This window comes from Vibrio sp. TRT 17S01 (assembly GCF_050113695.1).
Classification (GTDB): Bacteria; Pseudomonadota; Gammaproteobacteria; order Enterobacterales; family Vibrionaceae; genus Vibrio.
Map to the genome: position 1 here is coordinate 625,848 of NZ_JBNJOG010000001.1, position 21,852 is coordinate 647,699.

The following is a 21,852-nucleotide window of genomic DNA, read 5'->3' on the forward strand; positions in this document are numbered from 1 at the left end:
TAAGATGTCTATCCGTCTAGTGTTGGGAGGCGCACGCTCAGGTAAATCCAGTTTTGCCGAATCCTTGGTGATGAAAAGTGCAACTCAAAACTCGAAAGCCCGGCACTATGTTGCAACCGCGCAGCCGATGGACGATGAAATGCGCCGTCGTATTGCTCATCATCAATTCTCTCGAGATGATCAATGGCAGGAGCATGAATGTCCGCTTGCACTACCGCCTTTACTTACCCAATTTACTGAACATGACCTAGTTTTGGTTGATTGTTTAACGTTGTGGCTCAACAACGTGATTTACCATCGCCAAGATGAGCAAGATATTGAACAAGCAGTGAAAGCGTTAACCAATGCTCTGAACGCGTGCCATGCAGATGTGGTGTTGGTGTCTAATGAAGTTGGGCTCGGTGTGATCCCCATGGGAGAAGAAACGCGTTTATTTGTCGATAATGCAGGTTGGATGAACCAAGCCATTGCAAAAATCGCTGATGATGTCACCTTCGTTGCAGCCGGATTGCCCTTGGCATTAAAAGGATCGCTATGAGCGATATTGTTAACATCTATTTGCTACGCCATGCCAAGGTCGATAGTCTGCCAGCGTTAAATGGCCGAAGTGATGTTCCCGTCGTTTTCGAGACGCAGCGTAAATTGTGTGATTTGCTTGAGCATGAGATCCGTGTGAGTAAAGTGATCACGTCTCCTTTAAGCCGGTGTGCAGAATTAGCAACTTTATATAGCAAAGCTGTTAATGCAGAGCTCGAAATTGTCCCTTGTTTTCAGGAGATGGATTTTGGTGCTTTTGATGGCAAACCGTTTGATGAACTGCAATCTGAGTGGTCGCAGCTGGAGGACTTTTGGCAAAATCCAGCTGAGAATACCTTACCAAACGCCGAATCATTACAACATTTTTATACCAGAGTGAGTACCGCTTGGATGGAAAGAGTGGGTACTTTCGAGGAAGATACATTGGTGGTGTGCCATGGTGGTACTATCCGAATGATTCTAGCTTCAATCTTACAGCTCGACTGGAAGAATCCTCAGCTGTATTCTTCATTACAAATTGGGTATCAGTCTCTTACCCATCTTCAAGTCATTCAATGTGACAAGCCATATCAGCGGGTGATTACCGTTGGTAGGCCAATCGAATAAGGACGAATCATGACTGCGCCAAGTTGGAATTTAACTGTTGCTTACAACGAACTGTGTGATGAAAAAATCGAACAAGACATAGCGTTGATCAAACAGTGCATTCAATTACTCAACCAACAAGTCAGCAATAGGCGTGCTGTTGGAGTTATTCAAAATGCGATCCTCACTAGAGAAGCAGCTGGCAAGTTGCTTTCAACCATTAATACATTTGCGAACTGTCATGCCTCCGTTGATGCAACCGCACAAGATGCAAAAGCGTTGATAGGGCGCGTTGCAAAACTCTCTTCGGAACTGAATCAGTCATTCACGCCGTTTGAAGACGTGCTATCACATGCAGAAGATGATGTGATCGAAGAAATACTTAACCATGATAGTGGTGATGTTTCGGGACAAGCTTTTCAGATCGAATGTTTACGTCAACAAGCGGAAACACAACTGACGGTTGCTGAAGAACAATTGTTATCAGCAATGCAGGTTGATGGGCGCGATGCGTGGGGACGGATGTATGACAACTTAACCGGCATATTACAAGTCAACGTAGAACAGCAAGATGGCACTGTTGAGAGCGTTGGTTTTTCACAAGCGGCGAGCGTGCTTTATGGGACTGAATTTTCCCAACAAGAGCCGACATGGCGTGGTATTCAAAAAGCCATGGCAACACATGAACAGACATTTGCTTCAGTGCTGAACGCTCTTGCGGGTTGGCGTTTAACGGAATACCAAAAACGTTCTTCAAAGAAAAAAGTTCACTTCTTAGACCCAAGTTTGCACGAAAGCCGGATAGAAGAAGCGACGCTTGATGCGATGATTCGTACGACCAAGGAAAATCGCCATGTTGGGCAGAAAGCGGGTCAACTCATGGCAAAAGTGCACGGGCTAGATGAAATGAAACCGTGGAATCACTTAGCGGGTATGCCGTCTGCTGGCAAAGAAGCGAAGGTGTACGATTTTGATGAAGCAATTGCGCTTATCAAAGCCGCTTTTGCAGAAGTAAGCCAAGACATGGCGGATTTTGTTGATGTGATGATTGAAAAAGGTTGGATTGATGCTGCTCCAACGCCAAATCGACGCTTGGGAGCCTATTGTACCAAGTTTGCCGCGACTCGTTCTCCATTAGTCTTTATGACATGGGGGGGGAGCCGTTCCGACTTGCTCACTTTAGCACACGAACTCGGTCATGCATTCCACAACTGGGTGATGCGTGATATGCCAATATGCCAAACACGCTATCCGATGACGTTGGCAGAAACTGCTTCTATTTTCGCTGAAAATGTTGTGCGTGATCACATGCTTAATCAAGCGAAGAGTAAAGAGGAAAAACTGGAGATGCTATGGGAAGAACTTTCTTCTTGTTATGCGTTGATGGTGAACATCCCGGTTCGATTCGAGTTTGAAAAGGCTTTTTATGAACAAAGAGAGCAGGGGGATTTGGATGCCTCACAACTATGTCAATTGATGAGCAACACGTGGAAAGCGTGGTATGGCGAGTCTATGTCTCAGCCCGACCCTTATTTCTGGGCGAGTAAGTTACATTTCAGTATTTCCGAAGTGAGCTTTTACAACTATCCCTATCTCTTTGGGTATCTATTTAGCATTGGCGTTTATAGCCAAAGAGCAGAGAAAGCAGAACGTTTTTACGCGGATTATGTGGATTTATTACGTGATACTGGCTCAATGATGGCTGAAGATGTGGTGAAAAAACACCTAGGAATGGATCTTTCCGGCAGTGAGTTTTGGCAGCAAAGTATTGATACCGTCAAAGCAAAAATTGATGAGTTTGAAGCATTACTAGATCAATGATAATTCAGATAAATTTGTGATATTCTTGCAAATAAAGCCGAGCTGTTGCTCGGCTTGTCTGTGTCAGTGATTTCGGCTTAGTGAAGTCGGTTTACATAATGAGATTCACTGATTCATTTTTTATAATTACGATGAAGCACACGATTTCTATCAATAAGTGAGATCGTAGCAACAAAAATTGTCTGTACAATTCATTAACATACCTGCTGTGCAATAAAGGAGTAGCGCATGACGAAGTCCCTCTTTCGCCAATCTTTTCTGTTAGACAGCCTAGATCTTCAACAAGAGATGCCAGCAGGTGAGCTCACTGTCGCAGCGGGCACCACCTTCAAACTGCATCAAAGAGGTGTGTTGGAGGTGATTCCAGCCAATCTAACCTCTGAATCGAAAAACATCATATTTTCCTGCGGTATTCACGGTGATGAAACCGCACCGATGGAGCTGGTTGATAAAATCATCGAAGATATCCAAACGGGTTTCCAATCTATTAAGCATCGTTGTTTGTTTATCATCGCTCATCCAGAGGCGACAAATGCTCACACTCGATTTATAGAGCAGAATCTGAATCGACTGTTTGATGAGAAACCTCAATCGCCTTCAAAAGAGCTTGAGATCGCTGTTAATCTGAAGTCTTTGGTCTCCCAGTTTTATGAAGGAACAGAAGAATCAACACGCTGGCATCTGGATCTTCATTGTGCGATTCGTTTGTCAAAGCACTATTCCTTTGTGGTAAGCCCTAAGTCTCGCCATCCTGTTCGTTCAAAAGCTCTGATGGAGTTTATTGAAAGTAGCCATATTGAAGCGGTTCTATTTTCTAATGCACCATCCAGTACCTTTAGCTGGTATAGCGCGGAGAACTTTGCAGCACAAGCACTGACGGTTGAGTTGGGGCGGGTTGCTCGCATTGGCGAAAATGAACTGGAGAAATTAGTCGCATGTGATTTGGCCATGCGAGATTTGATTTCTGATTCGAAAGCAGAACATTTACCACGTAAACCCGTGACCTACCGTGTGAGCCGTACCATTGTTCGTGTTCACGACGATTTTGATTTCCTTTTTGATGATGAAGTTGAAAACTTTACGGCATTTAAGCATGGTGAAGTTTTTGGCCATGATGGTGACAAACCACTGATGGCAAAAAATGAAGGCGAGGCTATTGTGTTTCCTAATCGCCGTGTGACCATTGGCCAACGCGCTGCGTTAATGGTTTGTCCGGTGAAGATTCGCTACGAGGACGATCAAGTCGTTTACGACTGATATCTCATACTATGTTATGGCTTAACCTGCATGAACATTATTTCATTTAGGTTAAGCCATTATTTTATCCGTTCATTTCTCAAGTCTGTGTTACGCTTGAGCTATTCAATTTTACCATTCTTTGGCTATGGAATTTTCTCAACTTTTGGCAAGAAAGCATCAACGTTGGATGCGTTTTGCCATGTTTATGTCTGCAACTCTCATTCTATTTTGCCTCGTTTATTTGATGGTTGGAGACGTATTTGTTTCCCTATTTTCATCCATGACTGATCTTGAACAACAGCTAATTGGACAGTTGCGTTTGCCTCGATTACTTGCAGCGATTGCGATTGGTGCGTCATTGGCGTTGTCAGGCGCCGTATTGCAAGTATTACTGGGAAACGTGTTGGCGGAGCCGGGCGTATTAGGTATTTCAGGAGGGGCTAGCGTCTTTATGGTGTTGGTACTTTTCTTTATTCCAACATTGGCGACGCCGGTCGGTTTTATGTTGGCGTCGGTCTTTGGCGCATTGTTGTTTACTTTGTTATTGGTCTCAATGGCAAAAATGATGCGTTTGAGTACCACACGCTTGCTATTAGTTGGGGTGGCGCTCGGCATTCTTACTGGCGCAGTCGTTACTTGGGCGTTTTATTTCAGTGATGAACTCAGTTTAAGGCAGTTAATGTATTGGCTGATGGGGGGAATTGGAGGAGCCAGTTGGTACCAACATTGGTTGACACTCATCATCCTGCCATTCTTTATTTGGCTTTGCCTGCAAGGACAAGTACTCGATAAGTTGATGATGGGTGAATTGCACGCTCAGCAGTTGGGTATAAATATTGATGCCATTCGTTGGAAGTTGATTCTGGCCGTTTCTGTTCTAGTCGGTGGCTCGGTCGCGATAGGTGGAGTTATTGGGTTTGTTGGTTTAGTTGTTCCTCATTTATTGCGTTTAGCTTTAGGGACAGAAAACAAATACCTTTTGCCAATGTCTGCGTTAGCTGGGGCGACCTTGGTTGTGTTTGCCGATATTGTTGCCCGTACAGCGTTAAATTCTGCGGAATTGCCGCTGGGAGTGGTAACGACTTCAATTGGTGCTCCTATTTTTATTTGGATGTTAATTAAAAATCATGATACGCGTTAATAGCCTGTCCGTTGGCTCTCGTTTGCTGCCGCTCTCCTTTGACGTGCAAGCTGGAGAAGTTCTACATGTGATTGGTCCGAATGGCAGCGGGAAAAGTACACTATTGAGTGCGCTATGTGGCTTACTCGACCACAAAGGTTCGGCGAGCATTGATGGTTGTGAAGTGGGGCAAGCGTCTTTTGAGCAACTGGCTCAAGTTCGTGCGTTTCTTAGTCAATCGGGTAGGCCAGCTTTCAATCTCGATGTTGTGCAATACCTATCGCTGTCTATTCCAGCTCATTGTGATATTGAAGAACAAAAGGTCAAGCAAGCCGTTCTAGAGTTAACCTCGTTATTGGAACTGCAAGATAAACTGCATCGTTCGATTCATTATTTATCGGGTGGTGAATGGCAACGTGTCCGCTTGGCCGCGATTTGTTTGCAAGTGTGGCCAGCGCTCAATCCATACGCCAAATTATTAGTATTGGATGAGCCAGCAGCGCCATTAGATATAGGCCAAGAAGTCTTATTGTATAAGCTTATCCATCGTATTGCGGAGATGGGATTAAGTGTGGTGATGTCAAACCATGATTTAAATCGTACTTTGAAGTATGCGGACAAAGCGCTCCTATTGGACAAAGGAGTGTTGAAAGAAGTTGGTGTATGTGAAGATGTGCTAAATGAAGCGACACTAACCGAAGTGTTTAAAACGCCCGTCAGGCGAGTATCTGTTGATGGAGCCGCAGTGCTTCTTTTTGATTAAGCCAAGCACTGCTGTGCATTGGCTTAATCTGGCCATTAATAAGCCTGTTGATACATTCAAAAATGAATAATTATTGCTTAGTAGTTAATGGAGTCGACCCACTTTATGGACTCTTTATAACAGGTCGCCGCATCACCAATGGTGAGTCCTAATTCACGCAAGCTCATCTCAGCCATGGTCCAGTTTGCTTCCTCCAATTGTTGTACCGTCTCCAGTAGTTTTCCGTAATTGTTTGTTTTGGTCACGATGGCATCTTTCATTATTCTCGGTAATGCCAGTCGATCAATAACTACGTTAATTGGCGTATCTAAGATGGAGTCTGCTAGAGAAAATAACCCGACTAAAAAAGCCGTCGCACTAGCTAATTGATTTTTGGGCTGTTTAAGCGCCATGTGTTCACAGAATTTAGCTCGGATCAGGGCTAAGTTAGATAACTCCGTTGGTTTAGACGCACTACTACGCGATAGAGCCACGCTCACGAACTTTAGAAGTTCATCTTTACCGAGGAACGAGATAGCCCCTTTAACTGAAGTAATGTTACCGCGCTTATTGAAGTAGCTTGAATTAACAAAAGAAAGCAGATTAATAATTAGAACCGCATCATTTTTAAATAGTTCCTCTATCTCATCTGTTTTGTAATTTTCTTCAGATAATATTGCAACTATATTCAGTAGGTTGGCAATTTTATTTGAAACTTTCTCTGACTTAATAACTTCAGGCTTTGCAAAGAAATATCCTTGAAATAAGTCAAACCCAAGCTCATGAAGTCGCAGGTATTCCTTTTTAGTTTCCACCTTTTCTGCGACCAATAATAAATCTGGATAGCGCTCTTTGATTGATAGGGCTATGTTGATTCGTTTGGTCGTGGCCTGCCTAATATCCACTTTTAACATAGCGATATGCGGAAGGAACTTTTGCCAGCTGTTATGAAAGCTAAAGTCATCCAATGCGACTCTATAGCCTTTCTCTTTGACATCAATAACAGTTTGCAAATTTGCTGAATTAGGCTCTACGGTTTCGACAACTTCTACAATGACATTATTTGAGTTTAAGCATTCAATGTTGGCGGTAGAGAGAGATTCATTGCAGAAGTTGATAAATGCATATTTTTCTTGCGCAATGAGGTTGAGGTAGTCTGAAGACACTACTTTGACGACACTTTCGGTTGCGACTTGCGATGAAATGTCGGGGAATGAGTTTGAATTTCCGTCTCGAAACAATAATTCATAACCGTAAACATTACTGTCTCTATCAAAAATTGGCTGTCTAGCTATGAAAATATCCATATATTAGATTCTTGAACCTTACTGTAACTAACACAAGCTTACTGAAAAAATCATTACAAATAACACCACATGTATTTTAGTTCTGAGTGGCCCTTGTTAGGCCGTATTTTTAATAAAATACGTTATTCTGTGTTAGCACGATAGCGGAATTCTGATTTATATGGAAGGAGAGTATTTGCATAGTTATACCCAAGACCATAAGCAATTCTAATACTCACGGTCTTGGATCGGGGGAGGTGCTTATTGAGCGAGTTTTGCTAAATCAGCAGGACGATAGTAAACCGACTTCAATACCTTTCCTTGGCGAATGGTTTTTGCTTCTGATACAAAATCTTCTGCACACTTCGCGATAATGTAATCGCCTTTTTGTACCGCCATTAGCTTAATACCTTGTTCTGCATAGTGAGCTTCGGTGTCCGCATACTCTTTTTCATTGCGACATACTTTACTCATGTTGCTTGAATGGACTTCATCCCAACATGGTAGGAAGTCAATGCCACGGTTTACGGCAACGTTAAGTAGCAAATCGATGAGATAGCTAATTGATTGATTATCTTCTACTTTACTGTGTCCGAGATGCACAAGACGGCCCATCAATACGTACACGCTATCGACAATAGCGTCAGCTTGTTCAGTCTTACAATCTGCTTCAGCAAGCTCTGTCAATTCTTCAATAATCAAAGAAGTATGCAGAGTATCGGCTTTTTCGTCTAAGCTTTCAGGAGAAGCGACAGGTAAATCGAAAGTACTACGAAATTCAGTAATGTCGCGGTAAAGGTGGTCGAATGTTTCTTGAGTCAGTTTTGATAAATGCATGAGCTTAGTCCGCCTTTAATTAGTATCGCGCAATACTAACAAAGCATCGTTAGTGTCGCTATGTGAGAGTGAAAAAATGTTGGATAACGATAGGGATATCGTGCAGCAATAACAGGACGGCATGAATTGAGATGCCTGAGTTCAATCACAATGTGAATCACTGGAAACAATATGCAAACAAACAACAGTGAACGGGTCATTCGTGGGTTGTACCAAATTACGAACGATTACCAAAAAGGATTTGATATCCAAGTTACTCAATTGCTCATGATGGGGTTAGAGGGATATAACTTAGATATTGCAATACTCTCGAAAATCGAAGGTAACACCTACACGATTTTAAATTGTGTCACGCCAGAAGAAGTAGACTTAAATCCCGGTGACTCATTTGACTTTAATGATACTTACTGTGAAATCACTTGCCGCTCATACGGTCCTGTTGCGATAGAACACATGGGAGAAAGTGAATACTATGCCCGCCATCCGGCTTATAAAACCTTTGGTCTTGAATCCTATATCGGCATTCCAATATTTGTAGATGACGAAGTTTTTGGAACGCTGAACTTTTCTTCTGCTAAACCTTACCCGGGAAAATTTGATCAATTTGACCTCGATATCCTTAAATTGATGGCGTCTTGGATTGAGGTAGAGTTGATCCGCCGCAATCAAGAGCGAGAGCTAAAGAAACTCAATGAGAAGCTAGAGTTTCAGGCTAATTTTGATTCACTGACCATGCTACCGAATCGCCGTAGTATATTTAGAACACTCAAGCGCGATATTGAGCATATGAGGACGTATGGCGGGAAGGGGACATTAGCCGTTGCGGATATCGACCACTTTAAGAAAGTTAATGATACTTATGGTCACCAGAAAGGTGATGAGATCTTGCAGCAGGTTGCGATGTTGCTCAATGAACAGCTAACTGAGCAAGGTGTTGCCGCTCGTTTTGGTGGTGAAGAGTTTCTGATTTGGATTCCGGGAGGAACGATTGAACAGCGGCATCACTTTACACAAGAATTATGTCAATGCGTGAACAAAATCATGCTAGACGATAAGCCTGTTACTATCTCAATTGGTGCGGTGGATTTTGATTTTGCAATGAATACCAGTGAAGATGAAAATAGAAGCTTGATCGACCAACTTATCTTAATTGCGGATGAATGCATGTACCAAGCTAAGCAACGAGGAAGAAATTGTGTGGTGTATAAGTGCTTTCAGATAGAGCCGGTAGTGACAAAGTAAAAGGCTCCTAAGAGCCTTTGTAGAGCTAAGGGTGTTAAACAAACAAATAAGGAAACAGTTTTTTACGTTCTTCAGCCGTGAGAGACTGTACGCGAGCAATGTTGGTGTCCGGAATTGCTTCAGGATTTGGGTAATGCTTGAGTACCTTCTCCATGCTCTCTTCTCGTATCAAATGAAACACTGGATAAGGTGCACGATTCGTTAGGTTTTCATCATCGTCAGGGTTTGCATCTGCAAAGCAGTAATCAGGGTGGAATGTTGCGAGTTGGAAAGTGCCTTCCCAACCTTCTTGGCGGATCAGCGCCTCAATCCAATCAATAAATAGATTGTAATCCCAAAAGTCTTGCAGCATTTCTGGCACGGCAACAAGAGTGGTTTCAAGTTCACTGACGGGGGTTGTTTCTAATTCTTGGAATTGCTCTAGGATATCTTGTAGTAAATCTTCTTCAGAAGTGGCATGGCTAACAAAGATTTTAATCTGTTTGTTGCGTTGAGGCTTTGCGGCAAAAGGACATAGGTTAAGTCCAATGACGACATCATTTAGCCATTGATTGACCTGTTGAGCGATGGTTTCTGTATGTTGTGTTGAGCGAGTGTTTGACATTGTGCTTCTGTGTTCAAATAGTTATCTGAGCAGAGAATAACAAATTACATTGCTTCAGGCTGTGTTTTTATTTGGTCGCGCTGGTGAGTTCGTTTTAGCTTGAGGATGAGCCCAAACATCAGCAAATATAACATCATGCCTCCAGCAATGACTTCAGCCCATCCGCCATGTTGCCACAGATAGATTAAGAAAAATCCACCTAAGCTTCCGCCAATATAGTAATGCACCAAATAAAGAGCGGTCGCGGTGGCTTTGCCTTGAACTGCTTTTCGGCTGACCCATCCGTAAGCCAGAGTATGGGTAAAAAAAGCGCCAAAGCTGACTAATAAGAGCCCAGCTAACATAAAAGGAAGTTGATCAATGTAAGCCAACCACATTCCCATCATGCTAATGATGCTACCAAGCAACATGCCTGAAACAGCTCCGTGGCGTAGTAACCATGAGCCGGATAGTTTAGAGCTTACGGTGCCGGCTAAATAACAAAGGAAAATGAGTGAAGCTAGCGCGATTGGTAAGGAATGGGGAGCACTTACAAGGCGAAAACCCATGACAGTATACAAGTTGACAAAGAGTGCGAAGTTAAGGCCGCCAATTAACATAGCGAACCATAGCTTTTGGTTTTGCAGATGTTTAACTAGTGCACGATTGTGGAACCGAAGCATGCCTTTTTGTGGCTTAAAGTTTTTTTGTTTCGGCAGCCATAGTTGTACGCACACGGCGCAAAGCAACGTGAGAGTAGCCATAATCAATACGGCAGCTTCCCAACTCAATAAGTCAGCCAACGTTCCACCAGCAATTCGACCACTAATCCCACCCAGTGAGTTTGCCGCTATATAACCACCAATGGCGAGGGAAAATGCTTTTTCAGATAATTCTTCTGCCATATATGCTACCGCGACCGAAGCAAAAGCCGCTAAGGCAAGGCCAAGTAATGCGCGAAATAAAACCAGCATAATTAACGAATCAGTGAGTGACATACACAAGCCAATTGCTGGCAAGGCATATAGCCCTATCAACATGACGTTTCGGCGTCCATATATTTCCGAGCAAACCGCCCAAGGGACAAGGGATACCGCCAGTGTCAATGTCGTAGCAGCAAATACCCAATTAATCTGAGTTTCAGACACGACAAAGTGCTTTGCTAGCAGCGGTAACATAGGCTGTAAAAGATAGAGATTACAAAAGACCAAAAATGAGCCCAGCGCTAAACTGAGTGTAATTTTCTTGTAGGCTTTAGAGCCGGATTCGATCATAGGAGCACCTTAAGTGAGGAACGTGATCAAATTATCAGCAAGCATGGAATATATAAAATATATTAAAAATATGATTATGATATATTTTTGATCTAGTTAAATGGACTCGAAACACCTCAACCACTTTGTCGCAGTCGCTGAGCACTGTAACTTTACCCACGCAGCAAAAGCACTGCATATTGCCCAGCCAGCGCTGAGCATATCGATTAAAAAATTTGAACAGCAATTAGGCTTTGAGTTATTCAAACGCGAAGACAGAAAAGTCACGTTAACCAATGAAGGTGAGCTGTTATACGAGCATGCCAAGCGGATCATCCAACAAATTGACGATGCAAAACTGGCGATGGACGAGCTTAAAGGGTTAGAAAAAGGAGAAGTTCGGCTCGGGGCTCCAAGTATGATGGGGTCTTACTTTTTTCCAGAAATCTTAATGGCATTTAAGTCGCGCTATCCCAACTTAAAGCTCACTTTAGTTGATGCCGGAACGCGTTCACTAAAGAAAATGTTGTTTGAGGGAGAACTGGATATTGCGGTTATCGTTGGTGATGATGTCACAGACGATTTGGAATCGGATCATTTGTTGTCTGCCGAGATGGTTGCAGTCGTGGGCAAAGAGCACGAGCTTGCTCAGCAAGATACAGTCGACTTTAAGACTTTTTTTGGTCAAGAGCTGGTGATGTTTAAACCCGGTTATTTCCACCGGGACTTTTTAGAGCAGATGGCTGTTCAAAACAACAGTGACTTGCAGCTCTCCTTTGAAAGTAATTTGCTGCCGATGATTTTAAGTATTGTGAAGCATGAATTTGCGATTACAGCTTTGCTGGATTTGGTGGCGAACAATGAACCGGATGTAGTAGGGGTGCCATTTACTACCCCTGTAGTTTTTGACCTTGCTTTAGCATGGAGAAAAGACGGTTATCTGTCGATCGCAGATCGGACGTTTATCGAATTTGTAAAACGCTATGTGTAGACCCTATTTTCCGTTGTATATCTTCTCAAAGTTATTTGGATTCCAGCCAACCATGTAACGATCACCAATCTTCAATACAGGTAGTGAGCGAGCTCCAATCGCATCTAATTCTTTGCGACCACGTTGCATTTTCGCATTTGTTAGACGGTATTTATAACCTTTAGAGTCAAGATAGCGCTGCGCATCTTTACAGTGTGGACATTTATCTTTTACGTACAGTACCAGTCTTTTCATTGGTTGATCCTCTAGCTTTTAGCCGGGGAGTGTAACGAAAAGACAGTGAATGGCAAGCGTGATTCAGGTAAACTGACGCCCTTTCAACTGACACCCGCACGCTATGCATCCTGCACTTCGATACATTCAAGGTTACCCTGAGCACATTGTTTCTCAAGTCGAGCAATTGGTAGACAGTGGTCGTCTTGAAGCTTGGTTTGAAAAACGCTACCCGCAAAATCACACCATCAAAAGTGAAAAAGCGCTGTTTGAATACGCTATTGAGATCAAAAATCGCTATATGAAGAAAACGGCGCCGCTGAGCAAAGTGGTGTACGACGGAAAAATTCATCTGATCAATAATGCGTTAGGGCTTCACACCTATGCATCCCGTGTTCATGGGAACAAAATTAAAGCCAAAAATGAAATTCGTATCGCTAATATGTTTCGCAATGCGCCTGAGCCATTGTTACGAATGCTCGTGGTGCATGAGTTAGCACATCTGAAAGAGAAAGAACACAACAAAGCCTTTTATCAGCTCTGTTGTCATATGGAGCCGGATTATCACCAACTTGAGCTCGATGCTCGTTTGTTTATGATTTATCTGGAAACGAAAGAAAAATAATGAAGAATACTAACAACAACGCCAAAACCAAGCCTGCAACGCAAAAAAAGGGTACTGCTTCTCAAGCTACAAAATTGACAATGAAGTTTACCCAAGTGAAGGGAAAAGCAGGGCTACATGCGCGCAACCCACATGTTGGCCGTTACGATTTTGATGAGTTAATCAAAGCGCTGCCTGAACTAAGTAAGCATGTGATCCGAAATCCCAAAGGGGAAAAGAGTATTAACTTTTCAGATCCTCTGGCGGTGAAATTATTGAACAAGGCGTTGTTAACCCATCACTATGACATTGAGTTTTGGGATATCCCTCAAGGATATCTATGTCCGCCGATTCCCGGACGCGCAGATTACATTCATCGTTTAGCAGAGCTTGTGAATAAAGAGTGCAAAGGGATTAAGCATAACCGACTACGAGCGCTAGATGTCGGTGTCGGTGCCAATTGCATTTATCCTATCGTGGCGACAACAGAATATGGCTGGCAATACGTTGGTAGCGACGTTGACCCTAAATCGATCAAAGCTGCAAATGCGATTGCTGCGAGTAACAAAGGACTTAATGGCAAGGTTGAGTGTCGATTGCAAAACGACAGTCGTCATTTTTTCAAAGGGATCATTCAACCCGACGAATTCTTCGATGTAACAACATGTAATCCGCCATTCCATAAGTCAATGGAAGAAGCCCAGCAAGGTACGCTGCGAAAAAATAACAACTTAAAAGCAAACAAATCAAAGCGTGGTCAGGCTCAGTCGAAAGAAAAATCGACTAGTCTTAATTTCGGTGGTCAAAATGCTGAGTTATGGTGCCCGGGTGGTGAGGCGGCTTTCATTAAGAACATGGCGTTTGAAAGTAAACAGTTTGCTGAGCAAGTATTGTGGTTCACGACGTTGATCTCAAAGAAAGAGAATGTTCGCTGGCTTCGTAAGAACTTAGAGAAATGTGGTGCTGTGGAAGCCGTTGTTGTTGAGATGAGTCAAGGTCAAAAAATCAGTCGATTTATGGCATGGACGTTCAAAACCGCCGAGCAGCGCAAACAGTGGTTAAAGGTTAAGTGCTAAGCTTTTGTTATTAGGGAATTGATAAAGGAGGGCATATGGAATTTGAGATCTATATGCCTTGCGAACCTGCTTGGATTTGTGACAGTTTTCTTTTCTTATTTGCCGGCCTGTTTATTCTGGGGCTTATTGGCTTCATCCGTATTTTGTTTCTCGAATACCGCAAAATTCAACGTGCCCAACGCGTTCGTAAGCGTCGCCAGACGCATTACACGAAACGAAAAAAATAGCCTCATTTGATGTCAAATTTGTCGTGAAGATTCAATAAATATTTAACTAGTTGAGTACACTGAATGTTCAGGCAAACAGGAGGTGAAAACAAGATGAAACTTAAATACACCATACTCTATGTAGACAGTGTTTTAAAAACGATAGAGTTTTATGAGCAAGCTTTCCAACTGAAAAGAGCAATGGTCCTTGAAGAAGGCGACTATGGTGAGCTGGATACTGGCGAAGTTACATTATCTTTTTGTTCACTTGAGCTGATGAAAAGTCTGGGGAAAGGAGCCGTACCTCCATGTGCCTCAGCACCTACTTTTGAAATTGCATTCGAAACAGAAAATGTTTCAGAAGCTCTGGAACGAGCTTTAGCTGCGGGCGCCCAACTTGTTCAACCCGTACAAGAAATGCCATGGGGGCAAACAACAGCTTATGTACATGACATTAATGGCTTTTTAGTTGAGATCTGTAGTCCAGTACCAGCTTGATAAATAGCTTGCTTAAATCGTTAAAAAGGGAGGAATCCTCCCTTATAAATCACACCGTGTTAGTACTCTTCTAAATAGTTTTTTAACACTTTTCCGTAAAAACGTCCTGTGTTGAAATAGGCAAAATATTGAGTCGGACTGAAGTTAATATCCATAGTTGAAACGTGGGGAAAGCGGTCAGTATCATTTTCATTGCTAATTAGGTAAGTGGTTCCGTTGGAGTAGGGTACGTATCCTAACTGCTGGGCTTCTTGACGGTATCGATCTAGCGCTCGCAACTTAATGTAATAAATCTGGTGCAGTATAGTACCGTCGGAGGCTTGTACGTTTGCTCTAAGTACGGGTTCTAGTTCCCAATCACGAGCTTTACGTTTTGAATCTGGTCGTTCGTCGTATGCTATCGTCATGCATTGAGAATCGTCCGAGTAAAGGCAACTATTGAGCTCTTCGATTGGTTTCTTATCTTTTCCGTGGTAGAAAACGATTTTTTTACCTTCCCCCATAAGCTGTTTGGCTAGTCGTCGTAATCCTTCCGCTTCTCCCTTACTGTCCTTTTCTGCGTCAGAGATGATGATCTTTTTAACACCGCGCTTAATAAGAGAATATGCCCCTAAATTGTCGGAATGACCGCCATCTGAAAGATACGCTGGTTGAGAATACTCGGTTGGGTTAAGAGAATAATCTCCCAATTCAATTCCTAAAATGCTTGCTAAGGTTAGCCCGATTGTACCGCCGAAGCCGGTATAAGGTGTCACATCAACAGCAGCTCCAGAAAGGGCAACATAATCAGAAATTGTGCGTAAGCAATGATTTCCATCTCCCATCAGTTGGCAATGCATTTTGTTTGCATCTGAGATAGACAAATACCCAGTCGTACCAGAACCGACCGAAAAAGGTGTTATCTCATAAATACTATTGCTGAAAGGTTCTGTTTTATATGGGTTGGTATAGAGCCTAGTAAACCTAAAATCATTAGAAGGAGCCACGGTTGTGTTGATAACCCATAGTGGAGGGGTGTTATTTTGATTCGGCTCAGAATAAAGCTGTTTCTGAAATTCTAGTAAATACAGACTTTCCGCCCGGTATTTATGCCCAGTTTGAGAGCGATAAAGTGAATCGTCTTCTCCCAAAAAGCTTTCTTTCATAAATCCTTTAGTGTTTGTGGGCGCAGGGTATAGGCCATAGGTGCGCTCTAGCCCTTCTCGATAATAGTCTCGTGCTGAGTACAAGTTATTGTCACTACCAAAAAATTCGAGAACATTACTTGTGGGGGCTTCAACTATTGTACGAAGTGCTATAGGGATGAAGTGGCCAAAATGTATATCGTTATCTTCTTGGGAGCCTAATGCGTGTTTTTTGAGAATTAATGAATTATTGGATAAATGGCGTTGGAAGCGGCGTTCCTTAGTCGCATCGTTTGTGCATTTGATATCCCCTTCATCTAAAACCTCTGGGTTTGAATAACAAAAACTGAATAAGTCATTTGGCGAGTCATTGGTATCATAAAGACTTTGATAATACAGTTTTGAGAAATACCAGTAGGCTGCGTATGAACCGCCAGATACAGAGGAGATGATATCGATATTTTCAAGATGAGATATCTGATTAAGCCCAGCTAAAACGCCAATATGAAATGACGCAGATCGTGTTCCTCCACCGGAAAGAGCGAGGCCAATGCTTTGTTGAGGGTCGTAGTACTGTAATTCACTCTGCTTAATTTGATCGAATGACTTTGGTTCTGGCTCTGATGCGTTTTCAACTCCTGCACAGCCCGAGATAAGTAATACGAAAACTGTGGCAAGGTTGAGAGAATAAGAAAGGTTCCTAGCTTTGACTAACATATAATTCCCTTATTGATTTATGTACCTAAGTTTAAGAATAGATATGGAATTATATTTAAAAGGGAGGAAGTAAAAGAATAAAGAGATCAATCACGTGGTGGTCGCTGGAAAGAAATAAGAACTCTGTTGTTTGTCACACATTCCGACCCTTTAATAAGAGTCAGAATGCATGTGGGTATTGATGATTAACTTAAAGCAGCCAACTGCTTACGATATTTTTTCTCCAAAGCTTCATTTCCTGCTTTTTGCTCCAACTCTGCGAGCAATCCGAGCGATGCTTTTTGTACGCCATAACGTTGATGGAACTGCATTAAACGAATTCGCGCTTCTTTGTAACTGCCCGCATCGATTTCCAACTTCGCTAGATAAAGAATAGAGCGAACACGGTTTGGATCGTGATCGAGAGTACGAGTAAAGTAGTTTTTGGCTTTCTCAGTTTCTCCTGCTTTGAGTGCGCAGAATGCTGCATTTTCGTAGCTAGCAGAAATGAGGTAGTAGTATGGCTGCTCGATAGCGCGATTAAAGTAGCGGTCCGCTTGTTCGTACTCCCCTTGTTTGCACAAGAACGTACCGTAGTTGTTCAGCACATTACCGTTGCTGGGGTTCTGTCTTAAGGACTTTTTGTATAGCGAGTTTGCTGATTCATCTTCGCCAACTTTTTCGTAGTAATGCGCCAAAGAGAGTTGAGCGCGATAGTAACCAGGGTAATGTTTTAAGGCTTTTTCAAGGTTTTCTCTTGCCTTCACCATATTACCTTGTTCTAGGTAACCCATACCTAAGGCGATGCGTGCTTCGGCTTTTTCTTTGGGATTGGAAACAATTTCTGGTGAATCAGTTGTTTCTACCGTCACACAACCGACTAGCGTCGATGCCAGTATTAGTGATGTCCATTTTTTCATCGTAACCCCCAAATATTCTGCTGAGGCTAGTTTATGGTGTTCAAGTAACAATGGGAGTTTTGCCGAAAGGCAATGCGAGTGAGTTATCAATATGATGTAAAAAGAAAAAATGGGGCGCTGTATTTTACTTGAAATGGATGTTTGCCCGAATGTGTATTCAAACAGACAGCGACTTGGAGAGAAGAGCACTAAGCGTAAGCCTATGGGTTAACTATGATTATTTTTACTCTATTGTAATAGTGATTCAAATTTTTAGTTATTATCACCAAATAGGTTGTAATCCATAATGTGCGTCCAGTCATTCATTATATGTGGAGGCCATGATGGCGAATGGATTTACAAAAGATGGTGGCGTTCAAGATCAAATCGATGCCACTGTTATTGATGCAATCAAACGTGCTCGTGCACATTTAAACCAAGAACATAATGACACGGAATTTTGTTTGGAATGTAGTGAGCGTATTCCAAGTGCTCGAAGAAAAATCATACCGGGCGTCGAGCTATGTATTGAGTGTCAGGAAAAAGAAGATGCTCGTGAAAAGGCTTTAACTCTTTTTAATCGTCGAGCGAGTAAAGACAGCCAACTACGTTAGCAAAGTTTCACTTCAATAAGGTACAAAATCTGATGGATTTTGTACCTTTTTTACCACTACTCATCTTGTGCCGAAAGCTAAATAGTAATGATGTTTCTATACATTCTGACTCTTTTGGCCCTCCTTAGTAGAGGCTTTTTATTTCCTTAAAAACTTGCTCGAGCTGTCGCTATGAAACAGTTTCATGAGCATGAGCAAAACTGTAAGTCGCTTCATTTTTTATCAAATTACTCAATTTACCCTCAAATCCAGTGTGATATTACTCACGCTAAACTAGTTATGAATCCTCAATAATCCGGCTCATGAAAGCGGTTTCGAAACAGTTGAAACTTGCAGTGTGAGGCTTGAGATGAGGTGTCTTGTGACAACAATTAAAGATGTATCTGAATATGCAGGTGTTTCTCAAGCGACCGTTTCTAGAGTCATCAATGGTACGTGCCGCGTGAACCATGACAAAAAGCTTAAAGTCGAAAAAGCGATTCAAGCGCTGGGTTATCGCCCGAATTCCATTGCGCAAGCTTTAGCTTCGAGCCGTACGGGCAGTATTGGCATCATCGTTCCTGAATTGGGTGGGCCATTTTATTCAGGAATTTTGCACAGTATTGAAGAACGTTTGCGCCGTATGGGCTACCACGTTGTGGTAACCGCAGGTTCAAATACCGAGCAAAGCCAGCGTGAATCGGTTGAGTTTTTATTAAGTCGTCGAGTGGATGCCATGATTTTGCATACACAAAGCCTTTCTGACGACTATTTGATTGACCTAGGTGAAAGGGGAACTCCGTTGGTTCTGGTGAACCGGTATATCCCGGAAATAGCGCACAATTGCATCGAGATCGATAACGAATTTGGTGGCCGAATGGCAACTGAATATTTGTTGCGAATGGGGCATCGTAACATAGCGTGCATTACCGGACCTCTGGACAGATCTGACGCTCGGGGGCGTCTACAAGGTTATCGCAAGGCTCTTGAAGAGGCGGAAATCTTGTATGACGAAGCGTTGGTGTCCGAGGCCGGCTTTACTGAAGAGTCAGGGAGCAGGGCAATGCATAAATTGCTGAAACGTGAAAGCGTTTTTACAGCCGTATTTGCTTGCAATGATCACATGGCATTTGGGGCTTATGAGGTTTTAAAAGCTGATGGTATATCAGTGCCAGATAGCATCTCACTAGTGGGTTTCGACGACATCCTGTTCGCGCGTTACCTTACACCTGCCTTAACCACCATTAACTTTCCTATTGAGCAAATGAGTGCGGAAGCTGTCCGGCTAGTGATTCAAATTCTCAATAAAAACCAACGAGATGTGAACTTCAAACTGTCACCTAATTTAGTGCCAAGAAGTTCTGTCAAGGAACTCCATACTCTATAAAACGATAATTAAGGACAATAACATGAAACTGAAAACTTTGACGCTTGCCATGACTACTGCTTTGGGTGTTGTTGCAACGGTGAATGCGGCTGATGATACCAAAATTCGCTTTGATGGCTTTCCTGATTTTGATAGTAGCTTGAAAGTGTTGCTACCAGACTTCGAGAAAGAAACAGGCATCAAGGTGGATTACCTAATGAACAACCATGGTGACCACCATACCAAGTTAACAACCAACTTGGCGACGGGCTCTGGTGCGGGTGATGTGATTGTTGTTGATGTGGAAAAAATAGGCCCATTTGTAGCGTCGGGTGGTCTGGTCAATCTGTCTGAAAAGTATGGGGCAGATAAATACGCAGAAAGCTTTGCTGCATATGCGTGGATGCAGGGAAAAGGCGCGGATGGTGATGTTTACGGCATGCCCGTTGATCTAGGTCCTGGCGTGATGTACTACCGTGCAGATGTTTTCGAAAAAGCAGGTATCGATGTCAATCAAGCGATCAAAGATTGGGATTCTTATATCGCCGCTGGTGAAAAGCTTAAACAGCAAAATGTTCAGTTGATTGCTTCTGCTGCGGATGTGGCACAAGCAATCATTTTTACCACCGTTCCTGAAGGTGAAGGTCTGTACTTCGATAAAGATGGCAATCCTGTTGTGACCTCTGAGCGCTTTGTTCATGCGTTTGAAGTGGCGAAAGAGATCCGCGACAAAGGTTTGGACGGTCGTATTCTTGCGTGGTCAAACGAATGGTATGAAGGTTTCCGTAACGGCACATTTGCGACTCAGCTTTCAGGTGCTTGGCTACTTGGTCACCTAAACAACTGGATTGCACCAGAAACAGCGGGTAGTTGGGGTGTTTCTAATCTTCCAAATGGCATTTACGGTAGCTGGGGCGGTTCATTTCTATCGATTCCTACCCAATCTAAGCACCAAGATGAAGCTTGGAAGCTGATCGAATACATGACAACTAAGCGCGATATCCAACTTAAGCACTTTGAAACCATTGCCGCATTCCCTGCCAACACAACCACTTACGATGACCCAATGTTCGAAGAGAAAATCGAGTTCTTAGGTGGCCAGCAAGCGCGTTTGTTGTTTGCTGAGGTGGCAAAGAACATCAAGCCAGTAGCGCCAGCTAAAGGTGATCACGTGGCACGCTCTATCATCTTAGAAAATGCGCTGATGGAAGTGTTGGACGAAGGCAAAGACATTAAGACTGCATTGAAAGAAGCAGAGCGCATGATTAAACGTCGTACTCGCAACTTATAAGCACTCAGCTATTTGGTAAGCAGGGAGGGCATTACGCCCTCCTAATAAGAGGTTGTTATTATGAATCACACTGCGAGTAAGGTTACGGCAGATCCTGAGCGTAAGCGCATTTTTTCTTATTTAGATTTGAAAGCGCTTACACCGTATGGATTCCTACTGCCGTTTTTGATCATCTTTTCAGTGTTCGGAATTTTTCCGTTACTGTTTTCTATTTTTCTTTCTTTTCATGAGTGGAACCCAGTCGAGGGGTTGGGGGCGATGGATTATGTGGGGGTCGAAAACTACCACATTGCACTGACAGACCCATGGCTGTGGCGCTCATTGAAGAACACGCTTTGGCTAGCCATTACATCGGGCGTGGCTCAGCACTTAGTTGCTTTACCTGTGGCGTACATTTTGGTGTCACTGGGAGACCGTTTTCGTCATTGGCTGACATCGGCTTACTTTCTACCGTTTATCACCTCTACGGTGGCAGCGTCGCTTATCTTCTTCAACATGTACTCGCCAAATTCGGGCATCATCAACCAAAGCTTGATGGCACTGGCAGACTGCACCTTGTTTGGTTGGGCATTCTCTTGGGTGAACGACTTCCAGCCAATCCGTTGGTTAGATGACGCGACCATGGTTAAGCCTTCCATCGCCATCATGGTGTTCTGGAAATATACCGGTTTCAACATCGTGCTTTACACCACTGGTTTGATGACGATTCCTAAAGACATCTTAGAAGCGGCACGCATGGACGGTGCAAACGCATGGCGTCGATTCTGGAGTATTTCGCTGCCAATGATTCGTCCATTCATCTTCTTTGCGGTCACCATGACCATCATCGGTAACTTGCAGTTGTTCGAAGAACCCTTCGTTCTAACGCGCGGTACGGGTGGTACGGGTCAGTCTGGCTTAACCATCTCTATGTACCTCTACAAAGTGGGTTGGGAATGGTTAGAAATGGGTACAGCGTCAGCAATTTCATGGCTGCTCTTTACCTTGATTGCAGGCTGTACAGTGGTTCAATTCTTCTTCTTCGGTAAGAAAGGTCTAGGGGAGCAATAA

At 43.1% G+C, this 21,852-nt stretch carries 23 protein-coding genes; 16 read left to right on the forward strand and 7 right to left on the reverse strand.

Annotated elements, in window-relative coordinates; genetic code table 11:
* The first annotated feature begins 4 nt into the window (after positions 1-4).
* The 6 genes from cobU to btuD all read left to right on the forward strand — a co-directional run bounded on the left by cobU (position 5) and on the right by btuD (position 6,065).
* Positions 5-538, forward strand: a complete 534-nt coding sequence (gene cobU, locus ACQEXS_RS02855; RefSeq protein WP_427012761.1) for a bifunctional adenosylcobinamide kinase/adenosylcobinamide-phosphate guanylyltransferase — start codon at positions 5-7, stop codon at positions 536-538.
* Entirely contained in the window at positions 535-1,143 is a 609-nt protein-coding gene (locus ACQEXS_RS02860) for a histidine phosphatase family protein (protein WP_427012762.1), read from the forward strand. Before cobU ends, ACQEXS_RS02860 begins: the two co-directional genes overlap by 4 nt.
* A 9-nt stretch (positions 1,144-1,152) precedes the next feature.
* Positions 1,153-2,943 carry a M3 family oligoendopeptidase gene (locus tag ACQEXS_RS02865; RefSeq protein ID WP_427012763.1) on the forward strand — a complete coding sequence of 597 codons (1,791 nt, stop codon included), beginning with the start codon at positions 1,153-1,155 and terminating at the stop codon, positions 2,941-2,943.
* A 228-nt stretch (positions 2,944-3,171) separates the two neighbouring features.
* Positions 3,172-4,200, forward strand: coding sequence for a succinylglutamate desuccinylase (locus ACQEXS_RS02870; protein ID WP_367988954.1), 1,029 nt, complete (start codon positions 3,172-3,174; stop codon positions 4,198-4,200).
* Between the two features lie 127 nt (positions 4,201-4,327).
* Positions 4,328-5,323: a vitamin B12 ABC transporter permease BtuC gene (gene btuC / locus ACQEXS_RS02875; protein WP_427012764.1), complete on the forward strand. Its 996-nt coding sequence runs from the start codon at positions 4,328-4,330 to the stop codon at positions 5,321-5,323.
* Entirely contained in the window at positions 5,310-6,065 is a 756-nt protein-coding gene (btuD, locus tag ACQEXS_RS02880) for a vitamin B12 ABC transporter ATP-binding protein BtuD (RefSeq protein ID WP_427012765.1), read from the forward strand. The genes btuC and btuD overlap by 14 nt, the downstream gene beginning before the upstream one ends.
* Before the next feature lie 77 nt (positions 6,066-6,142).
* Here the strand turns inward: btuD and ACQEXS_RS02885 are convergent, their stop codons facing one another.
* Positions 6,143-7,351 (reverse strand): EAL and HDOD domain-containing protein, encoded by a 1,209-nt coding sequence (locus ACQEXS_RS02885; protein ID WP_427012766.1) that lies wholly within the window; start codon positions 7,349-7,351, stop codon positions 6,143-6,145.
* Between the two features lie 240 nt (positions 7,352-7,591).
* A complete protein-coding gene (locus tag ACQEXS_RS02890; protein ID WP_427012767.1) occupies positions 7,592-8,167 on the reverse strand; it encodes a nucleoside triphosphate pyrophosphohydrolase family protein in 576 nt (191 codons plus the stop codon).
* A gap of 171 nt (positions 8,168-8,338) precedes the next feature.
* On the opposite strand from ACQEXS_RS02890, the gene ACQEXS_RS02895 reads away from it, so the two are divergent.
* Entirely contained in the window at positions 8,339-9,409 is a 1,071-nt protein-coding gene (locus ACQEXS_RS02895; RefSeq protein WP_427012768.1) for a sensor domain-containing diguanylate cyclase, read from the forward strand.
* 34 nt (positions 9,410-9,443) lie between these two features.
* On the opposite strand, the gene ACQEXS_RS02900 is transcribed toward ACQEXS_RS02895, so the two are convergent.
* Positions 9,444-10,013, reverse strand: coding sequence for a DUF1415 domain-containing protein (locus ACQEXS_RS02900; protein ID WP_427012769.1), 570 nt, complete (start codon positions 10,011-10,013; stop codon positions 9,444-9,446).
* 44 nt (positions 10,014-10,057) lie between these two features.
* A complete protein-coding gene (locus ACQEXS_RS02905; RefSeq protein ID WP_427012770.1) occupies positions 10,058-11,266 on the reverse strand; it encodes an MFS transporter in 1,209 nt (402 codons plus the stop codon).
* A 100-nt stretch (positions 11,267-11,366) separates the two neighbouring features.
* On the opposite strand from ACQEXS_RS02905, the gene ACQEXS_RS02910 reads away from it, so the two are divergent.
* Entirely contained in the window at positions 11,367-12,236 is an 870-nt protein-coding gene (locus ACQEXS_RS02910) for a LysR family transcriptional regulator (protein WP_427012771.1), read from the forward strand.
* Positions 12,237-12,239: 3 nt separating this feature from the next.
* On the opposite strand, the gene ACQEXS_RS02915 is transcribed toward ACQEXS_RS02910, so the two are convergent.
* On the reverse strand, positions 12,240-12,470 hold the full coding sequence (locus tag ACQEXS_RS02915) for a glutaredoxin family protein (RefSeq protein WP_367988963.1): 231 nt from the start codon (positions 12,468-12,470) through the stop codon (positions 12,240-12,242).
* Positions 12,471-12,573: 103 nt separating this feature from the next.
* Between ACQEXS_RS02915 and ACQEXS_RS02920 the strand changes: the two genes are divergently transcribed.
* The 4 genes from ACQEXS_RS02920 to ACQEXS_RS02935 all read left to right on the forward strand — a co-directional run bounded on the left by ACQEXS_RS02920 (position 12,574) and on the right by ACQEXS_RS02935 (position 14,833).
* The gene (locus ACQEXS_RS02920; RefSeq protein WP_427012772.1) at positions 12,574-13,074 is read left to right on the forward strand and encodes a M48 family metallopeptidase; all 501 of its coding nucleotides are present in this window, start codon (positions 12,574-12,576) and stop codon (positions 13,072-13,074) included.
* Positions 13,074-14,129, forward strand: coding sequence for a 23S rRNA (adenine(1618)-N(6))-methyltransferase RlmF (gene rlmF, locus ACQEXS_RS02925; protein WP_427012773.1), 1,056 nt, complete (start codon positions 13,074-13,076; stop codon positions 14,127-14,129). The genes ACQEXS_RS02920 and rlmF overlap by 1 nt, the downstream gene beginning before the upstream one ends.
* Positions 14,130-14,164: 35 nt before the next feature.
* Entirely contained in the window at positions 14,165-14,356 is a 192-nt protein-coding gene (locus ACQEXS_RS02930; RefSeq protein WP_427010120.1) for a hypothetical protein, read from the forward strand.
* A gap of 93 nt (positions 14,357-14,449) precedes the next feature.
* The gene (locus tag ACQEXS_RS02935; RefSeq protein ID WP_367988966.1) at positions 14,450-14,833 is read left to right on the forward strand and encodes a VOC family protein; all 384 of its coding nucleotides are present in this window, start codon (positions 14,450-14,452) and stop codon (positions 14,831-14,833) included.
* 59 nt (positions 14,834-14,892) lie between these two features.
* On the opposite strand, the gene ACQEXS_RS02940 is transcribed toward ACQEXS_RS02935, so the two are convergent.
* Positions 14,893-16,674 carry a patatin-like phospholipase family protein gene (locus ACQEXS_RS02940; protein ID WP_427012774.1) on the reverse strand — a complete coding sequence of 594 codons (1,782 nt, stop codon included), beginning with the start codon at positions 16,672-16,674 and terminating at the stop codon, positions 14,893-14,895.
* 185 nt (positions 16,675-16,859) lie between these two features.
* A complete protein-coding gene (gene pilW, locus ACQEXS_RS02945) occupies positions 16,860-17,573 on the reverse strand; it encodes a type IV pilus biogenesis/stability protein PilW (protein WP_367988967.1) in 714 nt (237 codons plus the stop codon).
* A 323-nt stretch (positions 17,574-17,896) separates the two neighbouring features.
* Here pilW and ACQEXS_RS02950 point away from each other — a divergent pair, with 323 nt between their 5' ends.
* The 4 genes from ACQEXS_RS02950 (at position 17,897) to ACQEXS_RS02965 (ending at position 21,852) form a co-directional block, all read left to right on the forward strand.
* On the forward strand, positions 17,897-18,166 hold the full coding sequence (locus tag ACQEXS_RS02950) for a DksA/TraR family C4-type zinc finger protein (RefSeq protein ID WP_427012775.1): 270 nt from the start codon (positions 17,897-17,899) through the stop codon (positions 18,164-18,166).
* A 361-nt stretch (positions 18,167-18,527) separates the two neighbouring features.
* Entirely contained in the window at positions 18,528-19,532 is a 1,005-nt protein-coding gene (locus tag ACQEXS_RS02955) for a LacI family DNA-binding transcriptional regulator (RefSeq protein WP_427012776.1), read from the forward strand.
* A gap of 22 nt (positions 19,533-19,554) precedes the next feature.
* Complete coding sequence (locus tag ACQEXS_RS02960) at positions 19,555-20,802, forward strand: ABC transporter substrate-binding protein (protein ID WP_427012777.1); 1,248 nt, start codon at positions 19,555-19,557, stop codon at positions 20,800-20,802.
* Positions 20,803-20,862: 60 nt separating this feature from the next.
* On the forward strand, positions 20,863-21,852 hold the full coding sequence (locus tag ACQEXS_RS02965) for a carbohydrate ABC transporter permease (protein ID WP_427012778.1): 990 nt from the start codon (positions 20,863-20,865) through the stop codon (positions 21,850-21,852).